This window comes from Saccharicrinis sp. 156 (assembly GCF_050589685.1).
Taxonomy (GTDB): Bacteria; Bacteroidota; Bacteroidia; order Bacteroidales; family Marinilabiliaceae; genus Saccharicrinis.
The window spans coordinates 23,292-45,739 of record NZ_JBNGOS010000005.1 but is presented as its reverse complement, the minus strand read 5'-3'; the positions used below and the strand labels follow the sequence as shown (position 1 = coordinate 45,739).

Annotated in this window: 15 protein-coding genes; 10 read left to right on the top strand and 5 right to left on the bottom strand. The window is 39.1% G+C overall.

From position 1 onward, the window contains the following. Positions 1-73: 73 nt before the first annotated feature. Entirely contained in the window at positions 74-2,233 is a 2,160-nt protein-coding gene (gene scpA, locus ACRD64_RS03895) for a methylmalonyl-CoA mutase (protein ID WP_430931864.1), read from the top strand. Between the two features lie 86 nt (positions 2,234-2,319). On the opposite strand, the gene ACRD64_RS03890 is transcribed toward scpA, so the two are convergent. From ACRD64_RS03890 to ACRD64_RS03875, 4 genes are all read right to left on the bottom strand, one after another. Beyond that, a complete protein-coding gene (locus ACRD64_RS03890; protein WP_430931862.1) occupies positions 2,320-3,078 on the bottom strand; it encodes a hypothetical protein in 759 nt (252 codons plus the stop codon). A gap of 208 nt (positions 3,079-3,286) precedes the next feature. Beyond that, positions 3,287-6,760, bottom strand: coding sequence for an ABC transporter substrate binding protein (locus tag ACRD64_RS03885; RefSeq protein WP_430931861.1), 3,474 nt, complete (start codon positions 6,758-6,760; stop codon positions 3,287-3,289). Positions 6,761-6,766: 6 nt separating this feature from the next. Then, complete coding sequence (locus ACRD64_RS03880) at positions 6,767-7,936, bottom strand: hybrid sensor histidine kinase/response regulator (RefSeq protein WP_430931859.1); 1,170 nt, start codon at positions 7,934-7,936, stop codon at positions 6,767-6,769. A 38-nt stretch (positions 7,937-7,974) separates the two neighbouring features. Further along, positions 7,975-10,953 carry a PAS domain-containing protein gene (locus tag ACRD64_RS03875; protein ID WP_430931857.1) on the bottom strand — a complete coding sequence of 993 codons (2,979 nt, stop codon included), beginning with the start codon at positions 10,951-10,953 and terminating at the stop codon, positions 7,975-7,977. Positions 10,954-11,392: 439 nt separating this feature from the next. Between ACRD64_RS03875 and ACRD64_RS03870 the strand changes: the two genes are divergently transcribed. The 9 genes from ACRD64_RS03870 (at position 11,393) to ACRD64_RS03830 (ending at position 21,762) form a co-directional block, all read left to right on the top strand. Further along, on the top strand, positions 11,393-11,773 hold the full coding sequence (locus ACRD64_RS03870; protein WP_430931855.1) for a hypothetical protein: 381 nt from the start codon (positions 11,393-11,395) through the stop codon (positions 11,771-11,773). A gap of 143 nt (positions 11,774-11,916) precedes the next feature. Continuing rightward, the gene (locus ACRD64_RS03865; protein ID WP_430931853.1) at positions 11,917-14,781 is read left to right on the top strand and encodes a prolyl oligopeptidase family serine peptidase; all 2,865 of its coding nucleotides are present in this window, start codon (positions 11,917-11,919) and stop codon (positions 14,779-14,781) included. Between the two features lie 159 nt (positions 14,782-14,940). Further along, the gene (locus ACRD64_RS03860) at positions 14,941-15,261 is read left to right on the top strand and encodes a hypothetical protein (RefSeq protein WP_430931851.1); all 321 of its coding nucleotides are present in this window, start codon (positions 14,941-14,943) and stop codon (positions 15,259-15,261) included. A gap of 96 nt (positions 15,262-15,357) precedes the next feature. Further along, positions 15,358-17,280, top strand: a complete 1,923-nt coding sequence (gene mutL / locus ACRD64_RS03855) for a DNA mismatch repair endonuclease MutL (protein ID WP_430931849.1) — start codon at positions 15,358-15,360, stop codon at positions 17,278-17,280. A gap of 303 nt (positions 17,281-17,583) precedes the next feature. Next, on the top strand, positions 17,584-18,348 hold the full coding sequence (locus ACRD64_RS03850; RefSeq protein ID WP_430931847.1) for a rhomboid family intramembrane serine protease: 765 nt from the start codon (positions 17,584-17,586) through the stop codon (positions 18,346-18,348). 46 nt (positions 18,349-18,394) lie between these two features. Further along, positions 18,395-19,288 carry a rhomboid family intramembrane serine protease gene (locus ACRD64_RS03845; RefSeq protein ID WP_430931845.1) on the top strand — a complete coding sequence of 298 codons (894 nt, stop codon included), beginning with the start codon at positions 18,395-18,397 and terminating at the stop codon, positions 19,286-19,288. Further along, entirely contained in the window at positions 19,288-20,403 is a 1,116-nt protein-coding gene (locus ACRD64_RS03840) for an endonuclease/exonuclease/phosphatase family protein (protein ID WP_430931844.1), read from the top strand. Before ACRD64_RS03845 ends, ACRD64_RS03840 begins: the two co-directional genes overlap by 1 nt. Positions 20,404-20,733: 330 nt before the next feature. Next, positions 20,734-21,051 (top strand): thioredoxin, encoded by a 318-nt coding sequence (trxA, locus tag ACRD64_RS03835; RefSeq protein WP_430931843.1) that lies wholly within the window; start codon positions 20,734-20,736, stop codon positions 21,049-21,051. 120 nt (positions 21,052-21,171) lie between these two features. After that, on the top strand, positions 21,172-21,762 hold the full coding sequence (locus tag ACRD64_RS03830) for a DUF2179 domain-containing protein (RefSeq protein WP_430931842.1): 591 nt from the start codon (positions 21,172-21,174) through the stop codon (positions 21,760-21,762). Positions 21,763-21,827: 65 nt separating this feature from the next. Here the strand turns inward: ACRD64_RS03830 and ACRD64_RS03825 are convergent, their stop codons facing one another. After that, entirely contained in the window at positions 21,828-22,433 is a 606-nt protein-coding gene (locus ACRD64_RS03825) for a PAP2 family protein (protein WP_430931841.1), read from the bottom strand. Positions 22,434-22,448: the final 15 nt, after the last annotated feature.

The following is a 22,448-nucleotide window of genomic DNA, read 5'->3' as shown; positions in this document are numbered from 1 at the left end:
ACGTCGGGTTAATGGAGAAATATAATTCTCTGTGTCCCTGTGCCTCAGTGTTCATCTAATAATCTAAAATAAAATGGCAAGACCAGATTTTAAAAATATAGATTTCAAAAAAAGTTCTCCTTGTGGCGGTGTTAACGCCAAAGAGTGGGAGAAGAAACATGGGATTAAGAAGGACTGGATAACCCCGGAACGCATCCCTGTTAAGAGTGTTTACTCAAAAGACGATTTAGAAGGGATGGAGCACCTGAACTATGCGGCAGGTTTACCTCCATACCTACGTGGACCATACTCTGGTATGTATGCCATGCGTCCCTGGACTGTTCGTCAGTATGCCGGTTTCTCTACGGCAGAGGAATCAAATGCATTTTACAAAAGGAACCTTGCTGCTGGTCAGAAAGGTCTTTCTGTAGCGTTTGACCTGGCGACGCACCGTGGCTACGATTCTGACCATGAGCGCGTAGAGGGTGATGTAGGTAAAGCAGGTGTGGCTATCGACTCTATCAAAGATATGCGTATTCTTTTTGATGGTATTCCATTGGATAAGATGTCGGTATCGATGACTATGAACGGTGCCGTACTCCCGGTATTGGCCTTTTACATTGTTGCAGGTTTAGAGCAAGGTGCTAAATTAGAAGAGCTTTCCGGTACTATTCAGAACGATATATTGAAAGAGTTTATGGTGCGTAACACTTACATCTACCCACCTAAATTCTCGATGAAAGTGATCGCTGATATCTTCGAGTACACTTCTAAAAACATGCCTAAGTTTAACTCTATTTCTATCTCTGGTTACCACATGCAAGAAGCTGGTGCAACCGCGGATATTGAGTTGGCTTATACTTTAGCAGATGGTTTGGAATACCTACGTGCCGGTGTTAATGCCGGTATGGACATCGATTCGTTTGCTCCGCGTTTGTCGTTCTTCTGGGCTATCGGAATGAACCACTTTATGGAGATTGCAAAAATGCGCGCCGGTCGTATGCTTTGGGCTAAGATTGTAAAGAAATTCAATCCTAAGAACCCGAAATCGTTGGCATTGCGTACCCACTCGCAAACTTCAGGTTGGTCGTTAACTGAGCAAGATCCATTTAACAACGTTGGTCGTACTTGTATTGAGGCGATGGCTTCCGCACTTGGCCACACGCAGTCGTTACACACCAACGCATTGGATGAGGCCATTGCCTTACCAACTGATTTCTCTGCTCGTATCGCACGTAACACGCAGATTTATATCCAGGACGAAACTCAAATTTGTAAAGCCGTTGACCCTTGGGCTGGCTCATACTATGTGGAATCTTTGACTAACGAGTTGGTTGAAAAGGCCTGGGCATTAATCGAAGAAGTTGAAGAATTGGGCGGTATGGCCAAGGCTATCGAGAGTGGTGTACCTAAAATGCGTATCGAAGAAGCTGCGGCGCGTACGCAGGCTAAAATTGATGCCGGAACGCAAACTATCGTTGGAACCAACAAATATCGTTTGGAGAAAGAAGATCCAATCGACATTTTAGATATCGACAACTCAGCTGTACGTCTTTCGCAGATCGAGCGCTTAAAAAAGCTTAGAGACGAGCGTAACGAAGACGATTGTCAGGCTGCTCTTGCTGCTATCACCAAGGCTGTTGAAACAGAAAATGGCAACCTGCTTGAACTAGCTGTTGATGCGGCTCAAAAAGGGGCTTCTCTTGGTGAGATTTCTGACGCATGTGAAAAAATTGTAGGAAGATATAAAGCTGTGATTCGTTCAATTAGTGGTGTGTATTCTAGCGAAGCTGGAAAAGATGATGATTTTGAGAAAGCTTGTAGCTTAGCGAAACAATTTGCTGAGAAAGAAGGCCGTCAACCTCGTATTATGATTGCGAAAATGGGACAGGACGGTCACGACCGTGGTGCCAAAGTAGTTGCAACGGGATATGCCGATATTGGTTTCGACGTGGATATGGGGCCATTGTTCCAGACACCTGCCGAGTCGGCTAAGCAAGCAGTTGAAAACGACGTTCACGTAGTGGGTGTTTCTTCATTGGCTGCTGGCCACAAGACATTGGTTCCGCAGATTATTGCTGAATTAAAGAAACTAGGTCGTGAGGATATCATGGTTATCTGCGGTGGGGTAATCCCGGCGCAAGACTACGAATACTTATATGAAGCTGGTGCCGTAGCTATCTTTGGTCCCGGAACATCCGTTTCAAAAGCTGCTACCGACATCTTGAACTTATTGCTTCAAGCTGCCGAGTAATTTTTCGGAGCAGTCTAAAATTCAGATATAAAAAAGCCATCTCGTTAATTCGGGATGGCTTTTAGTTTGTATTACCGGACTAGGGTTTATCGCTTTATAAAATATATTCGCTCACCTACTTCCTTAATATCATAATCATTGCAAACATCTTTACCAAATTCAAGTTGAATACGTTTCACTGCATATCTCGATTTCCATATACCATGGATCTTTTTTGAATTTTCAACCATCTGTTCCATATAAACTCCATCAGGCATTTTCTTAGTAATTGTATCTAACTTAATGTCATGATGAATGATAAACTGGTTGGTTTTCCTTAATTCAATTCTGGGAAATGAACGATTAACCCTTGTTGATGAAAAAACCAAGGTATCCTTTTTTGAAACAGCTTTATCTACATCATTATCTAAAAAATAGAACACATCTCTTTTTTTAGTTGAAGTAAATTCCTTCTTTTCTAATCGCAAATTATTAGCGTTAGCTGTCAAAATTCCATAAGTCTGAATACCTTTTAACAATTTAACAGATAATATACTGTTTGATTCATCAACACTCCATTTGTCAATACCTCCACCTGATGCAATAACTAAATGTGTTTGCTCTTTCTTATAGTAATCTTTAATCTCGCATTTAGATATCCTCAAAGAATCTTTCCCCAGAAAATTCCATTGAAGATAGACGCTATCATTATTTTGCCTTGTAAAGTTTAATACTTTATCATTTTTGTTAATGCTAGAGGAATACCAGTAACCTTTAAATGTTTCTCCATTTTGTTGTGCAAAATTTTCTTGAAAAGAAAATGCAAGTACGAAAAGTAATAAAATGAGGAACCGAAATGTTTTCATATTGATTAGTTTAGAGTTATGATCACCGAATCATTCAGCAATATTTGATAATTATCAAATGCTAAGCCACAATTTAGAAGCGCCAACTAGTGCACCCCTATACCACTATGATTATGTACATTACAGTATACAAAAAATATTCTTAATACATAATACACCATCCATTATCGCCCTGTAGGGCGATAATGCGCTGCAACTGTATCTAATTTTACCCTTTGTGATCCTGCAACCTTTGTTTCTCCACCAATATCCAGGCCGTATCGAGCAACAACATTAATTGCTCAGCGTGAAACTTTGAGTACAAGCTGTTTTTTGTTGCCAACCAAAATAATGAAACTACCTTATCGTCAAATAAAACCGGAATAGTGATTGACTTCAGCATACCTCCGTCAAGCATTGATGTTTTTTGAAACGGATAGTTGACTTCAGGATTATTGATGATGACAGCTTCCTTTAACTTCACTGCTTTATTTAAGCAATCCATGTTTTCAATACTCTCATCTCCATTGGTATATGGATGCGTTAAATTTACCTCTTCGGACCAATTGTTTAAGTAAAATATACCCTTTTCTTGATCGTAATGGTATACAGCACCTACATCACTACCTGTAAAATCCATACTTTGTTTTAGTGTAAAATCGAGCAGGTCGTTTATAGAGTTGGCCTTATAATGAATAATATTTTCCAGCCCCATAAAACGTTTATTCACCTGCTGAATCTGCAGTTCAGCCTCAGCCGATTTTGTCGTATCCAGAATTATGGAGTGCAATAACTGATGATCGTTAACGGAGACCGGACTTGAGAAAACATCAACGTCTCGTATGTCACCTGACTTAAGGATATGCTGAAATTTAAAGTGGTTTCTTTTCTCGCCCAGCGCATTATTCATTTCAACTTCAATTTCTCTCGTGCTGAGTAAATTTATTTTACTCATTGGGAGGCCAATTAATTCGGTTTTCCCATATCCGTAAAAATCGACAGCGGTATCATTGGCATCCACTATTAAACTGTTTTCAGGATCGATAATAAGCATTACTGTTTTACTCTTATCAAAAATAGTTTTAAACCTATGTTCACTTTCCACCAGCGCGAGCTCAACTTCCTTTTTATCGGTAATGTCGATATGGGTTCCTGTCATTCGAATGGGTGATCCGTCACTGGCCCACTCAACAATACTTCCCCTTGAATGAATCCAGACCCAATGCCCGTTTTTGTGTTTAAACCTAAATTCTGCATCGTAATAATCAAGTTCTTTTTTAAATACCTTATTGAGGGTTTCATTAACATGTGACACATCTTCCGGGTTCATCAGAAGCAGGGCCAAATCACCGTTGATTGGATCCAGTTCGTCTTTTGCATAACCTGCTATTTCGGCCCATCTATCATTTATAATTAATTCGGATGTTTTAAGGTTCCAATCCCAGGTGCCCGCATTGGTTCCTTTTAGTATATCCTCATTTCTGCTTTTTTCCATCATTAAAGCATTCTTTGCTTGAACGCTTTCTGTAATATCATCAAATATAACCGCAAAAAAGTTAAGCTGTGGCGAAAAAACATGGAACTCAAAATACTTATCGAGCTCAGGCAGATAATCGACAAACCTGTTAGTTCCACCATTTACTGCTACGCCGCCAAAACCTTCGAGCCAATGATCAATCTTGTATGGGAACACCTCACTAGCCTTTCTATTCACCACTTCATCATATAATAGCTGGTGCAATTCCAGAAATTTAGGATTTACATCGTGGATAATATAATCTGTTGGCTTGTTCTTTTCGTCTAAAAGAATCTCATAGAACCCGAAGGCTTCCGACAAATGGTTAAATAATTGCTTGTATTTCTTTTCACTCTCTGCCAGTTGTACGTTTTTCTGATTTAGTTTGGCAATATAAATTCTAAGCTCCTCTTCAACCTCTAACAGGTGCCTGTTTTTCCCATTCAATTCCTCACTAATGGTCCTGTATTCCTCGTACAACGAAAGGTTTTCTTCTACCTGATCTCTTAAGCGCTGTTCGTACAGATAACGATCTGTTAAGTCCTGATGTGTTCCTATTATCCTATACACCTTACCTTGGCTGTTTTTCATGGCCAAGCCCCGGGACAAAACATGCACCAGCTTGCCCGATTTATGCTTCATCCTAAATTGTGCTTCATACACCTCTGATTTATCACTTACAAGGTCTTTTATCTTTGATAAAGCTTTATCTCTGTCCTCTTCAAACAACAAGTTCTCCCAGATGCCTAATTTATTGTCCAACTCTTCATCGGAATACCCTAACATTTCTTTCCATCGTGCCGACAAAAACAATTCATCGGTATCTACATTCCAGTCCCAGACTCCCTCATTGGTGCCGTTTATGGCTAATCTAAAACGTTCTTCGCTAAGTCTGAGTTCTTCACGTTTGCTTGCCAACTCTGCCATGTTAGCTTTCAGTTTTTTCTCCGCATTAATTAAATCTATATTGGAATCGCATAGCTCTTCAATGTTTTTTTGGTATTCTTGAGCAAGGCTTACATATTCACCGTTCAAAGTATGATATTCATCTACCTGACTTCTCAGGTCACCTTCTACTTTATTTCTCCTTTTAATGGAAACTAGCAAATAAAAAATAAGTACTGATTGAATTAAAACAAAGATAAGCCCCACAAAAAGTTCACCCTTATATGATTCTATAAAATCTTTCTGGGGGTTGTTTATAATCAAACTATTGGCTGGCAATAATGACGCATCTATGCCAAACCTATCCAGCTCGTTATAGTCGAATATATACTTGTTGGGGCTTTCGGTGGCAACCCTGATGCTGTCTGTATTTTTACCTTTCAATATTTCATACACGTATGATGCAGCCATTTCACCTTGATGTTTTTGAGAGATGACCCTGCCTCCAAATATTCCATTGTTAATACCGTGATGCCACAAATGAAACAAAGGACCTTTCAGGTTTTTTTTAATAAACATCAATGATTCATCAAAGCTCTTTATCTCATTGTTTTTATCCCTTAAGAAAGATAGCAGAAGAACGGGTGTTTTGTTACCAATTTTTTGAAGTTCCCTTTTAATTTCCTCAAATGAATAATCCGCCAGTGATAATTCAATTATTTTAATATTGTTTTTTGAGAAGGCTATTTTTCTAAAGTGCATCAAATCTGCCATTCCGGTATAGGAAGCATCCGCCAAAACACAGATTTGTTGATTATCGGGAAACAATTCCAGCATTAAATCGACAGTCTCTTTAATAGAAATAGCTTCCACTATACCAGTTATATTCGATTCAAAGTTTTGAAGCCTGGCCTTAACAACACTGTTAACCCCAAAGAATACGATCGGAATATCTTTAAAAAGGCTATCTTTTTGATTTAAAGCATAGTTAAACGCATTGTCGTCGGAAACCAATATGGCGTCATACTTTAACCCTTTGTCTATTTTATTTTTTAGCCACTGATGAAATAATCGCAAACTGCATTCCGTACTAAATCGTTTGCTATCCATGTTTTCGATATCAATTTCAACATGAACCGTGTCCAAAACAGATCTTATCCCCTCCACCTGATCAAAGTAAGTCGGAAAACTAGAGTTGTAGGAGCTGATATACAGCACCCTTTGAGGCACCTCAGCTAGTAATGCCTGAACTACACTCACTAACCACAAAAGCAGTAAAATATATACTTTCTTTATGCACATAAAATCCTAAAAAGTTTTTCGCGGCATATAAAATATGGTAGCGGCACCGCTGTTATCCTCCATATTTTCAAACTCAATCCTTCCTTTATGCAACAAAATAATCATCTTGGCTAAAAATAGTTCCATTGCGTTATTTCTTTCAAACCGGTAATTCTGACTGCTAACCGATTTGAAAAAATGATTTAGCTCCTGTCCTTCATACGAACTACCTGAGTCTACAATCTTAATTTTAATATGTTCATCTTCGTTTGACACAAGTACGTTAACAAATCCTTTTTTCGTGAAAATCAACGAACACTCAAGCAAAGCGGTTATAGCGTTTTGAATAAATTCCTGGTCAGCTTCAACCACAGCTTCTGGGCATTCGGTTATAAACTTTGTTTCTATTTCTTTGCACTTTGCCTTTTCGGAAAACCCGATTAGTACGGTTCTAATTACAGGCAGTAAATCAATTGGTTTCAAGTTGAGTTGAGACTCCCCTTTTAACTGAAGGTTTGATATTTGAAGGGCCGCATAAGAATATTTCTCCAAATTATTAACGGACGAGTCAAGCAATGAAACAATTTCTTGAATATACTCATCATGTGTCAGGGATTTCAGAAGGTTAATAGAACCTACAATCCCATTTAATGGGGTGCGAAGCTCATGACTTATCGAATTCAGGAAATCATTTTTAGCCACATCCAATATTTTCAGATTTTCGTTGGCTTCTGTAAGTTTATCGTTTGATTTTTTCAGCTCCAGCGTTTTCTTTTCCACCTCAGTGCTCAACCAACCGTTAACATCTATCAGTTTCTCCCGCGACTTCTTCAGTTCGATGTGTGTACTCAACCGTACTAATAATTCCTTTTGATTAAACGGTTTGGTAATAAAGTCAACCCCTCCTTTCTCAAAGCCCTCCGTTATACTCTCTATATCTTGTCTTGCGGTAAGAAAAATAATAGGGATATTAACATTATCCGGATTTTGTTTGATGATGTCGCAGGTTTCAAACCCGTTCATCTCGGGCATCATAATATCCAGCAATATAGCATCAAATGTTGCTCCATTCAACCATTTAATCGCACTTGCCCCATTCAGGGCAACTTCAACTGTATAGTTGTTCTCCGAAAGCAATGCAGCAATAATTTGCAAGTTTTTAGGATTGTCGTCAACAACAAGTACTCGATCGTTCATAAAAAGTTATAGTTAGCTAATTATATTTTTTTATTAAATCAGTTTAAATCTTCTAATAGGGGTTCAAATTGATAAATCAGTTTCTGAATTGTCTCAAAATCATATGACTTTATTGCAGTATCCAACTTTACGGTGTACCTTTCCAGTGCAGGCCATGTTATATTCTTTTTCAGCCCATTTAGTTCATACAACATCGCACTCAATTTTTCAGACGACAAGATCTCTTTTAAACTTTGCCATAGGGGGAGCACAGTATCATTAACCGTTGCCTTAATAAATTCTATGTCTTCCATGCTTAAATTAGCCGCTGCTTCATTGTTTTCCACGCTCTCATCAGCACCTTCTTCCTCATTGGGCAAAACAAATTTACATATCTCCTGAATGAGTTTGTGCTCAGGTATTGGTTTTGAAATAAAACCGTCAAAACCAGCTTTTCCGGCCAATTCGGCTTCGTGTATATTACTCGATGAAGAAACTGCAATGACAGGAATATGTTTGATATCTTCAGACCCCTTAATATCTTTTAGGCTTTTAAATTTATTATGTTTTGGCACGCGGAGATCCATAATAATAACCTCAGGTTTTTCAGTTAAAGCAAGCTCCAAGGCTCTTTTACCATGCGCACAGACTATACTTTTTAGGTTAAGGTTAGAACACATAGCGCTCAACACCTCAAGGTTAGTTTCAACATTATCAACTATCAGAACCTTTTCCTGATTGAATTTGATGTTTCCTTCTAATTCCCCTTCAATTTCAGAAAAGGGATCATCGGTTGCCTCAATATCGGGAATGACAATGGAGAAGGTGCTGCCTAAGCCCACCTCGCTTTCCAGTGAAATAAGGCCGCCCATCATTCTAACTAATTTTTGTACGATGGACAAACCCAGTCCGGTACCCTGATGTTCTTTTTCGTTAGGGTTTTTATCTTGGATAAATGGTTCAAAAATGCTATTCTGCTTATTCTGTGCTATACCAATCCCGGTATCACACACCTTTATGGACAGGGTTCCTTTTTTTTCATCCTCGTTAAATTTAAAGAAGCTTTGCACCTCCACTTCTCCCTTGCTCGTAAACTTAAGGGCGTTGTTTACCAGGTTAAGCAATATCTGCTTTATTTTAAGTGAATCGACATATATTAACTTTGGAAACTTGACCTGAGGCTTGATCAGAAGATCAATCTGTTTCTCGGCGAAATTCATGGAGAATGTTTGCTCAATCTCTCTTAGCAAGCTTACAAAATCGGTATTCTCCTTTCTGATGACCATCTTGCCTGCCTCAATCTTTTCCAAATCAAGCAAGTCGTTTATTAAGGCCAGCAGAACTTTACCGCTGGCTTTTATTGAATTCAGATACCCGTTTAACGGAGCTTTAACAATGTGTTTGCTTAACAACTCCGAAAAACCGATGATAGCGTTCATGGGAGTGCGGATTTCGTGCGACATGTTAGCCAAAAACATTGATTTTGCTTCACTAGCCTGTAAACTTTTGTTACGTTCAAGCATTAGGGCATTCATCAATTCTTTGGTGTCGGAGATATCAATTAATATTCCCGAAATTTCGCTGGCTCCCTGTTCGTCCATCAACAACTGACCTGTAAACCGTACCCATATATATTTATTATCTACCCTTAAAAAACGGAATTCAACGGTTAATTTCTTATCGTCCGAATTTAAGGCAAGGTCAAATACTTCAAGTATATAATCGTAATCCTTTTCGTGAATCCTGGATTTCATCCACACTAAATCCACTACTTCGTTGTTCAGGTTAAGCCCGGTAACATTTTCAAAAATAGAGTTAGTCCTAAGTACCTTTTCTTGAAGGTCATACTCCAGATAGGCAATATTGCCCGATTTCATGCCAAACTCTAACCTGTCCTTCAATTCTGCAATTCCGTTATCGTCTGAAACACGATTAGAAATATCTACACGAACCTCGGCTATGTGCCAAACATCAGGCTCAACCTCGTAAGGGCAAGCTATTACCTGAAAGTTTTTCCCTTTATCCCAGTATTGAAAAGTTGTTTTTGATTTTATATCCTTTCTGGTCGGACATTGATTGCACCTTTCATCTGCTCCGCGAAATTGCTGGTAACACCTTTTGTCAATCTTTGCTATATCCTCGTGACTATGAAAAATAATATCTCCTTCTTCACTGCTAATAGTAAGTACCGCATTGGTGGCGGTTAATACATTGCGCAGTTGATTGTTTAAAAATTCCAAACCTTGTTCTCTTTCTTTGGCCTGGCTGATGTTCACCATACATCCAACAAGTTCATTCACCTGATCATCTTGGTCAACATTTACCTTAACCACATCTTGAATCCAGATCACCGAGCCATCTTTTTTTATAAACCTATACTCAAGAATATGATCTTTACCGCCATCTTTTATCCGGGAGTAATATTCAATCGCTCTGCTTCGGTCATCAGGATGGATGGCCTCCTTCCAATCCTTTAAGCTATTCCAATCGTCCAGCGTATATCCAAGCAATTGTTCCGCCTGGCTTCCAATATATTTAAATTGTCCCGAGTTATAATCCAAACACCAAGGAACACCGCCCATAACCCCTAAAAGATAATTAACCGTAGAAATATCGAAATTACATTTTAGTTTGAAATCGCTTTGACTTTTGAGATAGGATAGCTCAACCTGGTCACTAATGGTTTTATTAAACGTAGAAACAGGCAGACTAAGTTGATTTGTTTTTGTTGGAGAATTATTTAGCAATACAACAATTGCGCCCCAAACATCATTGCTGGAAAGTATTATGGGTGAAGTAAAATAAGAATGAGTCTGGATGGAATCAATACAACGCTTTTTTTGAATAGCTATGTCAATCTGGAAAGTTTGTAGTTTAATTATCGCACCCACATTATATGCGCTTGCAGTTTCTTTTGATGAAGCAACAACTTTTACAGCGTTATCTATTATTTCAGCTAAAAAGACCACCGAAGCATCGGTTAGTTTCTTAAGCATTAACATTTGATCGTGCCAATTGGCATATAAGCTTTTATCCATTCTCTTGATAAAAAGTTTTCGATTCAACAAGTTTTACGATAGCTTCAATCAGAAACCTCAACTACCAGAACGTACTGTTTTTCTTTTCGTTACGTTAAATTATCGATGAACTGTCTATCAATTCAATATCATAGCAAAGTTAGAATCTAAATCATCAACATATTATATGTACGATAAACCCGTCCTTTTGTTTCCTTAAATTAAGCACCCCAATATTTATTTTTAATTATCCCTCCACGGTTACTTGAACTACCTTACGCATCAAATTCCCTAAAGATGATTGCAAATGTGGAATACTATCGGCCAAAGAATGTATTATCCCCGTCGAGATTATTGACTCTCAGTTAATTCATAATACATATACGCCCCGTAACCTTTTCGAAATTGATGCCGTATAATAAACCAATGCCATAGTTAATTGACGTTAGAAAACAGAATAATGCCCAAAGTGTCAGAATCGGAAAAATACAATGAATCTCCCAATATACAGGGAGCTATTGGCTATTGGATGTATAACGTGCAAGAGGATATCCTACAACTTTCCGATGGGATTAAGCATGTTTTAGGTTTGGATAAATGTACCAGTTGTGCTTTCAGTAGTTTTAAATCGCTAATAGTAGTAGCCGATTTACAGCGCTTTGTGCAAGGGTTTAACGAATGGATTAACGGCGACACCACTAAAATTATTCAGGTTAGGATTATTGACGATAGCGGCAACATTAGGTTGATTCAAATTAAAGGACATTTGCGTTCGGACATCCGCAATAACGAAATAGTGTTATATGGAGCCTACATCGACATCTCTTATTGGACAAATTAATCTTTGCTGCTTACGAGAAATACTTTTAAAATACTGATATTATGTTTCTGTTATAAATTAGGCATTCTTGTTAAAAATCACATGGGTTAATATATGAATTGATTATATTCGGCTCTTCTATTAAAAACTTATTCATCGTGACTATGACAAGGCTATCCCTTTTTCTATCACTTGTTCTAATAACAAGTCTTGGTAATTCCCAGCATAAAAAAACCCTCTCCTTCAAGGACTATGACCATTGGAAATCACTGTCTAATCAAAAAATATCGAACAATGGCAAATGGATCTCTTATGAAATAAATCCGCAAAAAGGGGACGGTTACCTTTATCTGTACAATGTTGACTCGCAACGACTTGACTCTGTACCTCGCGGCAAGCAGGCTACTTTTTCCCCTGAGAACGACTTTATTGCCTTTAAAGTTATCCCCCAAGCCGATACCATCAGGGCACTTCAGCTGAAAAAAACAAAAAGCGACAAAATGCCCAAAGACACCTTGTGCGTGTGGAACTTACTAAATGGAGAAAAGAAAACCTATCCAAGGATAAAAGCTTTTACCATACCGCAAAAACAGGGGAACTGGCTTGCAGCCCATTTTCATAAAAGTATGGCCCCAAAAAAAAGAGAGAAATCCGACACCACAGCGCAGGACACAACTGCTGCCACCTTGAAAAAAAAATTAAGCAAATCCACCGAAAACAAGCCCGATTCTGCAAGACATAGGAAGAAACCAGCAAAGAAATTCAAAACGGAAGGTACCCAATTGGTTTATTTAAACCCAACAATGGGCGACAGTATTTCTTTTGAAAATGTAAGCAAATACTTTGTGCCCGAGTTTGGTGATGCCCTGTTTATATCACAATCGGTAGGCGATAGCCTGGAAGAAACCAAGATAAAAAGGTTAAATACGAACAATTTAATTATCGATAGCCTATTTCACAAACAAGGAAAATTACATGCATTAACCGCAAATAACAAAGCTGAGCAGATTGGTTTTTTATTTAGTCCAGATACTGTAAAAACCAAGACATACCGATTGTATTACTGGCGCCAAAAGAAGAATGAGCTTACCACTGTGGTCGACACGGCACATAATGATCTTCCTGTTGGATGGTGTGCCCACACCAAAGGAAGATTGTGGTTCTCTGAAAATGGGGATAAGCTGTTTTTTGGCACAGGCAAAAGGCCAAAGGAAGAATCAAAAGATACCTTGTTAAAAGATGAAAAAGTATTTGTCGATGTATGGAACTGGAAAGATACCCGCTTGCAACCCATGCAGAAAAAAAATATTTCAAAAGAGAAGGACAGGGCATATGTTGCTGCATACCTTTGCAAGGAAGGCATCATCCGGCAACTTGAAACGGAACAATTAAAATCGGTTGACATACCCGATAAGGGAAATTGGGATTTTGCTATTGGTTACGACCGATCACCTTATGAAAAAGCATCTTCATGGAACGGTGTTTTTGCCCGGGATATTTATACAATTGATTTAAAGTCGGGAAAAAAAACATTGGTCCAGGAGAAGGTGACCAATAAATACAGCTTTTCGCCAGACGGGAAATATTTATGCTGGTTCAATCCAAAAGACAGTCTATGGCACCTGAATAATATTCGTAAAAAAACTCAAATCGCTTTAAATAAAAAGTTGGACGTTGCCTTTTACGACGAGCTGAACGACGTCCCTAATTCGCCACAAGCATATGGTGTAGCCGGATGGAGTCCCGAAAGCGCTCATGTATACATCTACGACCGTTATGATATCTGGAAGTTCGATACTAAAATGAAAACCGAACCTCTGAACCTGACCAGAGGCATGGGGCGTAAACACACCACCAGGTACCGATATAAAAATCTGGATAAGGATATCAAATATATTGATGAAACCCAAGGTATTTTGTTGAACACCTTTAACGAATCAAGCAAAAACCAGGGTTACGGCTGGCTAAAGAATGGCATCTGGAATAAAGGTTTAGATGAAGCCTCATATCTTGAAACTCCTGTCAAGGCGAAAAAATCGGATCAGTTAATATGGCGGAAAGGCACGTTTAATGTATATCCCGAATTATACCTTAGTGCCCTGGATTTCGCCAATGAAAAAGTACTTTCAAATACCAATCCTCAACAAAAGGACTACAATTGGGGTAATATTCAACTGGTTGATTACACTGCGCTGGATGGCAAAAAATATCAAGGCTTATTGGTTACGCCCGAAGATCTGGATACAAGTAAAAAATATCCCATGATTGTCTATTATTACGAGCGGAGTTCTGATAGGCTGAACTACCACCATTCACCTCGCCCGAGTCGATCGACAGTTAACTGGACAATGTATGCAAGTAACGGTTATGTTATCTTCATCCCGGACATAGCATACAGAACAGGAGATCCAGGCTTGTGCGCATACGAGGCAATTATGGGAGGCGTAATGGCCATGACTCAGAAATTTGATTTCATAGATGAAAAAAATATGGGGTTACAAGGGCAAAGTTGGGGAGGATACCAAACCGCTTATATGATTACCCGAACCAATATGTTTAAAGCTGCCATGGCAGGCGCACCAGTAAGCAATATGACCAGTGCCTATGGCGGAATACGCTGGGGAAGCGGTATGAGCCGAATGTTCCAATATGAGCATACCCAGTCCAGGATTGGGGGAACACTTTGGGATAAATTCTCGAAATACGTGGAAAACTCACCCGTTTTTTACGCCCCACAAATTGAAACCCCGCTATTAATGATGCATAACGACAATGATGGCGCTGTACCCTGGTATCAGGGCATAGAAATGTTTGTGGCCATGCGAAGATTGGATAAACCTGCCTGGATGCTTACATACAACAACGAGCAACACAACTTGACCCGTAGGGCTAACTCCATTGACCTAAGCATTCGTATGATGCAATTTTTCGACCATTACCTCAAAGGGAAACCTGCTCCCGTTTGGATGCAATATGGAATTCCCGCTGTTGAAAAAGGGAAGAATATGGGTTACGATTTAGTAGAGTAGTTGTCAACATTGGCTGCAAATAAAAATAATACTTGTATCTTTGTATATCGATAATAAAAAATTCGTAATGGAATAATATTTGAATGTAAATATAAGCTGAACAATTGCATTACACGGTTGACATTCAGTTGATTTACATTCATTCAACGAGATTTAACAATGAAATTTTCCTTTATCAAAACAGCTAGGCACCGTACGTTTCATCATACACCAATTTATTATGATGAAGCCAAGGAGGAACGTGAAGAAAGAGCCAGAAGAATTAAATCAGAACTTGGCGTTGAGGTTGAAGATGACGATAGAAGCGCTGAAGACAGGATACGGGGTAAAATGCGCCGGAAAATAAAGGGCAGCTTTGATATTGCCCGTAAGGAAAAGAGAAAATCAAATGTAAGGTTAGCGATCATACTCATTGGATTAATGATCGTATTTTACTATTTACTCATGTCGAGCTCGGAGTGGATTCTTAAATATATGTAATTCTTCGGTTTCACTCAAAATACGATTTTTCAATACCTATTTGATCATGAAAACATCTGTTTAGCAGGTGTTTTCTTTTATATACAAGGTTAGTTTATGTCAGATATTATTCAGTTATTGCCCGACTCTGTGGCCAACCAAATTGCAGCGGGCGAAGTTATTCAACGTCCAGGTTCCATGTTAAAGGAACTGGTTGAGAACGCCATTGATGCAGGCAGCACCGATATCAAAGTCATTATTAAAGATGCGGGGCGCACACTGGTACAAGTGATTGACAACGGTTGCGGCATGTCCGCCACCGATGCACGCCTTGCTTTTGAACGGCATGCCACTTCAAAAATAAAAGACGTAAACGATTTGTTTGCCATTCGTACCATGGGATTTAGAGGTGAGGCCTTGGCTTCTATCGCAGCCGTGGCACAAACAGAGCTAAAAACAAAAAAACATGGCGACGAGCTGGGAACCCATTTGGTTATTTCAGGCTCACAGGTCGAAAATCAGGAAGTTATCAATTGCCCTACAGGGAGTAACTTTATCGTCCGCAACCTGTTTTACAACGTTCCAGCCCGACGCAAGTTCTTAAAGAAAGACAGTACCGAACTCCGACATCTCATCAACGAATTCCAGCGAATCGTATTGGCCAATCCCGACATCAGTTTTAGCTTGGAGCATAACAAAATGCCCCTGTTTCAGCTCCCAGTATCAAATTTACGACAGCGGATTATCAATATGGTGGGCAAGGGAATGAACAGCCAGTTGGTTCCTGTAGAAACCGACACTACATTAGTCAAGATTCACGGTTATGTTGGCAAGCCCGAGGCAGCGCGCAAATCATCGGGCGACCAGTTCTTTTTTGTGAACCAACGTTATATGCGCCATCCATATTTGCACAAGGCCATTACCGAGGCCTATGCCAACCTGATATCGCCTAATACAATTCCTGCCTACTTTTTATATTTTGAAGTGGATCCTAAAATTATCGACATCAACATTCATCCCACCAAAACAGAAATCAAGTTTGAGGATGAGCGGGCCATCTGGCACATATTAAATGCCACAATCAAAGAGAGTCTGGGAAAGCACAATATGATTCCAACGATCGATTTTGACACCGCTGATATGGTGGATATTCCGGTTAGTGACAAAGACGCTGAAAAAGAAAACCCGGAGATAGAAGTCAACCCTTTTTTCAATCCTTTTGACACACCCATCCCTGATCCTTCCGGTTTTGGGGCAGGCAGTTCTTCTGCAACAAACAGTGGAGGCGGAACACGCACTTCTTCACCATCACCCAAAGGATGGGAACAGTTGTACAATGACTTTGAAGCGGAAAAAGGCAACATGCCATTTGACATACCACAACCGAGCCAAACCGTAACTACATCAAATTGGGAAACGGCACCCGAACCTCAACAACAAACCTTTCTTTCGGGCAATACCGATATAGAAGCTGCTTCTGGTGCTTCGTGTTTCCAGTTTAAGAGCAAGTACATTCTTACCTCCGGTAAATCAGGTTTAATGATGGTGGATCAAAAACGAGCCCACGAAAGGATTTTGTTTGAACGCTTGATGTTATCCATCACCAATAAGCAGAGTATGACTCAACAAAGCCTGTTCCCGGAACAACTGGAGTTTAATGCCGAGGATGCCTTGGTAGTGAAAGAATTACTGCCAGACCTTCAGTTGTTTGGTCTTGATATGGCCGAACACAGTGACCATACCTTTGAAGTAAGGGGAATGCCTGTTAACATGGAAAAAATGAATCCTAAATTGCTGCTCGATGAAATTATACACGATTACAAGTTGGGCGAGGTTAACCTGGAGGCTGATTTAAAAGAAAGGATTGCGCGTTCCATGGCCAAACAATCAGCCATTAAATCGGGCCAGTTTCTCAGTAATCAGGAAATGGACGAATTGATTGGCCAACTTTTTGCCTGTCAGGTACCCAACTATTCTCCCGATGGCAAACCTGTGATTTCCATCCTGTCGAATGATGAAATAGAAATGCGATTTAAATGATATTATTTTAATAAACTAACACCATATGTATAATGCTGATAGATTTTTCAGGACGGATTACAAACGGAATAAGGTATTGCGGCATTTTAGAATCACACCGGTATGACAAAGTGGCACTAATCACTAATTTGATGAACCACAAATCAATTTGGCTTAATGCTTGTTATACCATTTATTGAATAAGATTAGCACATAGAGTATAATGCCGACGATTAATGATAGCGTTAAATACGAAGTAAATTTAACGCTTATTTCATTAACGAATCGCTATTAGATATCTATAACAATTTTGAAACTACTTTTATGTATCAACAACAAGGCTTTTTTAGTAACATACCACCGGTCGTCAAAAACCTACTGATCATTAATGTGTTAATATTCTTTGCTACATATATTTTTGTACAAGGTGTTAATATTCCGGGGATCGGTTATACAAGAATTGATTTCAACGAAATATTTGGCTTATACACTCCGGGAAGCCAGCAGTTCAGCTTTTACCAGTATTTGTCGTATATGTTTATGCATAGCAGCAGGGATTTTACGCACGTATTCTTTAATATGTTTGCCGTATTCATGTTCGGACGAATACTGGAGCGCACCTGGGGACCCCAAAAATTCTTGTTTTATTATTTAGTCACGGGTCTAGGTGCAGGAGTATTATATGTATTGGTTGCTTTTATCAGGGCAAAAATGATGGCCGCCAGCTTACCCCCAGAAATAGTTTCTGAAATATATGCACAAGGCCATTCGATATTATCAAGTGGAAAGAACTATGTGAACGAAACAGCGGCTTCCCTCAACCACCTGGTTAACGTGCCCATGGTTGGGGCTTCGGGAGCGGTATTTGGTTTGTTATTGGCATTTGGTATGATGTTTCCTAACGAGCAGATATACCTTTATATGATTATTCCAATGAAGGCAAAATATTTTGTAATGGGATATGGCGGACTTGAGATATTTCTTTTAATGCAGAACAATCCGGGCGATAACGTGGCTCACCTGGCTCACCTGGGCGGAATGCTCTTCGGATTTATTTTGATAAGATTTTGGCGAAAGAAACAATTTTAATCGTTTTTTATTTATTTACATCAACAAAATAGCTATTTTTAAAAATATGGCAATTGCAGACGAAATTAGGGAATCTTTTAGACGAGGCGGCGTTGTGACCAGACTTATCTATGTTAATATAGGTGTATTTTTGGCATTTTTAATTTTAGATGTTTTCTTTTCGTTGGCCCAACAAGGCCATCTGGTCGATATGATAAAAAGTTGGTTTTCTGTACCAGCCGATCCGGGAGCATTGCTGTTTAAGCCCTGGAGTATTTTCACCTACATGTTCCTGCATTTCGATTTTATGCATATCCTTTTCAATATGCTTTATTTGTTTTGGTTTGGCAGAATCTTTTTACAATACTTTAATTCTCGACAACTTTTAGGGGTGTATTTTATGGGTGGGTTGGCTGGAGCCTTATTGTATATTCTTTCGTACAACATTTTTCCCGCACTAAACAGTTTTACCGAATCACCCATTATGATGGGGGCTTCGGCTTCGGTGATGGCCATTATTTTTGGCGCTGCCAGTTATGCGCCAAACTATAAAGTTCACTTAATATTAATTGGCCCTGTTAAACTGATGTATTTGGCCATTGGATTGTTGGTTTTGGATTTAATTGCCATTCCATCCTTCTCAAATACAGGAGGACATCTGGCGCATATCGGAGGGGCTTTGTTAGGCATGTATTTCGCATCAAGGGCTGTTAAAAACAAAGATATCACGAGACGTTTTAATCATTTCATGGATAATCTGGCTTCCATGTTTTCGCGCAAACCCAAAATGACGGTCACACACTCACGCTCAAAACGCCCCGTGAGCGATTTGGATTACAACGCCAACAAAAAAAAGAAACAAGGTGATATTGATAGGATATTGGACAAAATAAAAACCAGCGGTTACGATAGCTTGACCAAACAAGAAAAAGATGATTTGTTTAACGCAAGCAATAATTAATGCCTAAGATCTTTCACAAAATAACCCGTTCCTTTATTACGCTTATCAACACGATAGCACTTGTTCTGATTGGACTCGCCTATCTGGGAGCTTATGTTAGCCCAGCACATATCAGTTTTCTGTCGTTTGTAGGGTTTGCCTTTCCTTTGCTTTGGTTAACCAACTTGTTTTTTGTGGTTTACTGGGCTTTAAAGAAAAGAAAACGCTTGGTGTTCTCATTGCTGGCCCTCATCATAACATGGACACAATGGCATGCCGTCTTTACCATTAACACAGGTAAAAAGGTGGATAAAACGGAGCTGCAAAAGCCGGTTAGCATAATGTCGTACAATGTGCGGATGTTTGATAAATATGTTTGGACGGGTGACCTGGCTACACCACAGAAAATTTATCAGTTTATAAAAGATCAGAATCCTGATGTGCTTTGCATTCAGGAATTCTATATCAATAACGATAACCAGCAATATTCCGAAAACTATATACTGTCAAAGTTTAAGCAATTCAAATACAAACACCTGGAATACAATATCGAAACAGAATCCGGCAAAAAGTATGGCCTGGCCACGTTTTCCAAATACCCTATCATAGATAAAAAACCATTGATGTTCGAAAACACGACCAATTTCAGTTCGCAAACCGACATCAACATAAACGGGCAAAAAATTAGGATATTCAACAATCATTTAGAATCTATTCGCCTGAAGCGAGAAAATTATAATTTTATCGACAGCCTGGAATTTAAGAGCGACAAAGAAAGAAGGAAAGGGGCCTACGAAATTTTTACGAAAATAAACACCGCATTTGCACACCGCGCTACTCAAGCAGAAACTATAGGCCGCCATATTCAAAATTCGCCATACCCTGCTATTGTGTGCGGCGATTTTAATGACACTCCAGTATCTTATGTTTATCGAAAGGTACGGGGAGAATTAAAGGATGCTTTTATTGAATCGGGAAATGGTCTCGGAGGGACATATAATGGTAACCTGCCATCCTTCAGGATAGATTTTATTTTTCACGACCCGGCGTTCAAAGGATATAATTACAAAAGAAAAAAGGTTTACCACAGCGACCATTATCCCATCTCGACGCTGCTTGAGCTAAACCCCAAATAGCATAGTAAAAAGGTATGGTCAACTATTTTATCCGGGTGATTGGTGATTCATATTTAATTAGTATATTCATACTGCAATAGATAAACCCAAAATAAATAATATATACATACAGGGAATTATATATGTTTATGTTTGGACATTATACCGTTTTGACTAAATATTAAGCCCTTGACCTTATGCCGATGATGAATGAAAGCGTTAAATATGAAGTGATTTTAAAGCTAATATCATTAACATATCGGTATTATTTTGCCAAAGGACAAACTTATTTACTATTTTTGTATTAGAACAATTGGAAAATTAAAGTATAAATTTTTATAATATCAAGTTATGGCTATTGAAGTAACAGACGCAAATTTTGAAGAAGTAGTTTTAAACTCGGACAAACCTGTATTGGTTGACTTTTGGGCAGAATGGTGCGGCCCTTGTAGAATGGTAGCTCCTGTAGTAAAAGAGTTGGCCGACGAGTATGGTGACAAAGCAGTGATCACTAAAATGGACGTAGACAGTAACCCTGGCACATCGGTTAAATTTGGTATCAGAAACATTCCAACCATCCTTTTCTTTAAGGGCGGAGAGGTTGTTGACAAGCAAGTAGGTGCTGTTCCAAAAACCATTTTGGCTTCAAAGCTTGACGCTCTTATGTAGTAATCCAATAATTGGTATTGGAGTAAAAAATAAACTGATTTAGGCTGCCATTTTTGGTGGCCTTTATCGTTCCGCAAGTTTGCAAGCGGCCACAAATCAATTCCACAACAACCGGCAAATATGGATGCAGCATTTTACGATTCGTTTTTATTTATATACATCCTCGTTCCTTTGATGATTTTTTTTGCTAGAATTCTGGATGTAAGTATGGATACCATACGTATCATTTTTGTTTCGAGAGGGAATAAAGTGGTCGCACCGATTTTGGGATTTTTTGAAATACTTATTTGGTTGATTGCCATCACGCGTATCTTTGAAAACCTGGACAACTGGACCTGTTATGTGGCTTATGCAGCAGGATTTGCGACAGGCAACTATGTGGGTTTGAGAATTGAGGAGCGGATGGCTATTGGTATTCAAATGATTCGCATTGTGACGTCGCGCGATGCCAGCACGTTAATTGAAACGCTACGCGGAGGTGGTTTTGGGGTTACCTCTATAGATGCAAAAGGCAAAGATGGCGCTGTGCATGTGATCTATTCCATTGTTTCGCGCAATAAAATAAAACAAGTGATTGGGCTAATACAAAAGTTTAATCCTAGAGCATTCTATTCGATCGAGGATGTTAGGACGGTTAACGCGAATAGTTATGCATTTGGACAACGTACCCCGAACGGAATTGCGCCGCGCTGGATGCGAAAAAGCAGGTAAAATCGGTATAGTAAGGCCACTACTTTCAATACAAAAATCCTTTTACTGCAACCGGAGGTCTCCTTTTATATAAGTACAATTGTACAAATAACCATTAACCCCAACACAAAACCTGAATATACCTGGCTTGGACTATGTGCGCCCAAAATTAACCTGCTACTACCTAGCATCCCTGCTACCAAAATAACAGCTAACATCCAAAGATGGGTGTTTACCCCATATTTTAAGGACATGGAAACCAAGGCACCCAATAAACCGCCTATGCCCACCATGTGAATACTTATCTTCCAAAAAAATGAAATGCTCATGGAAAGCAGTACAGCTACCAGCGTACCTAAAAAGAACAAAGGAATAAAGGCGGGCAACTGAAATTTTTTAAGGAAGAAATACCCCAAAAGAAAAAAACCTGAAGTGGTCAACAAAGGAACAATGCGTTCTTTGGCCGTTTCCATTTGTATAGACTTAACCATACCGGTTTGCAAATACAAGGGCATTATGCTCAACGGTAAAATGCAGGTACTTACTAACACTATAATTGAAACCATCCTTCGATATTCAAAAGGAATAAATGTAACATGGCTTTGCGTACTAAAAATGACCAACAAACCAATGGTGGGCATTAAAAGTGGATGTAGCAACAAAGAAAGAATGGAAGCAATTTTTTTGACCATTTAAAATAATTCTTT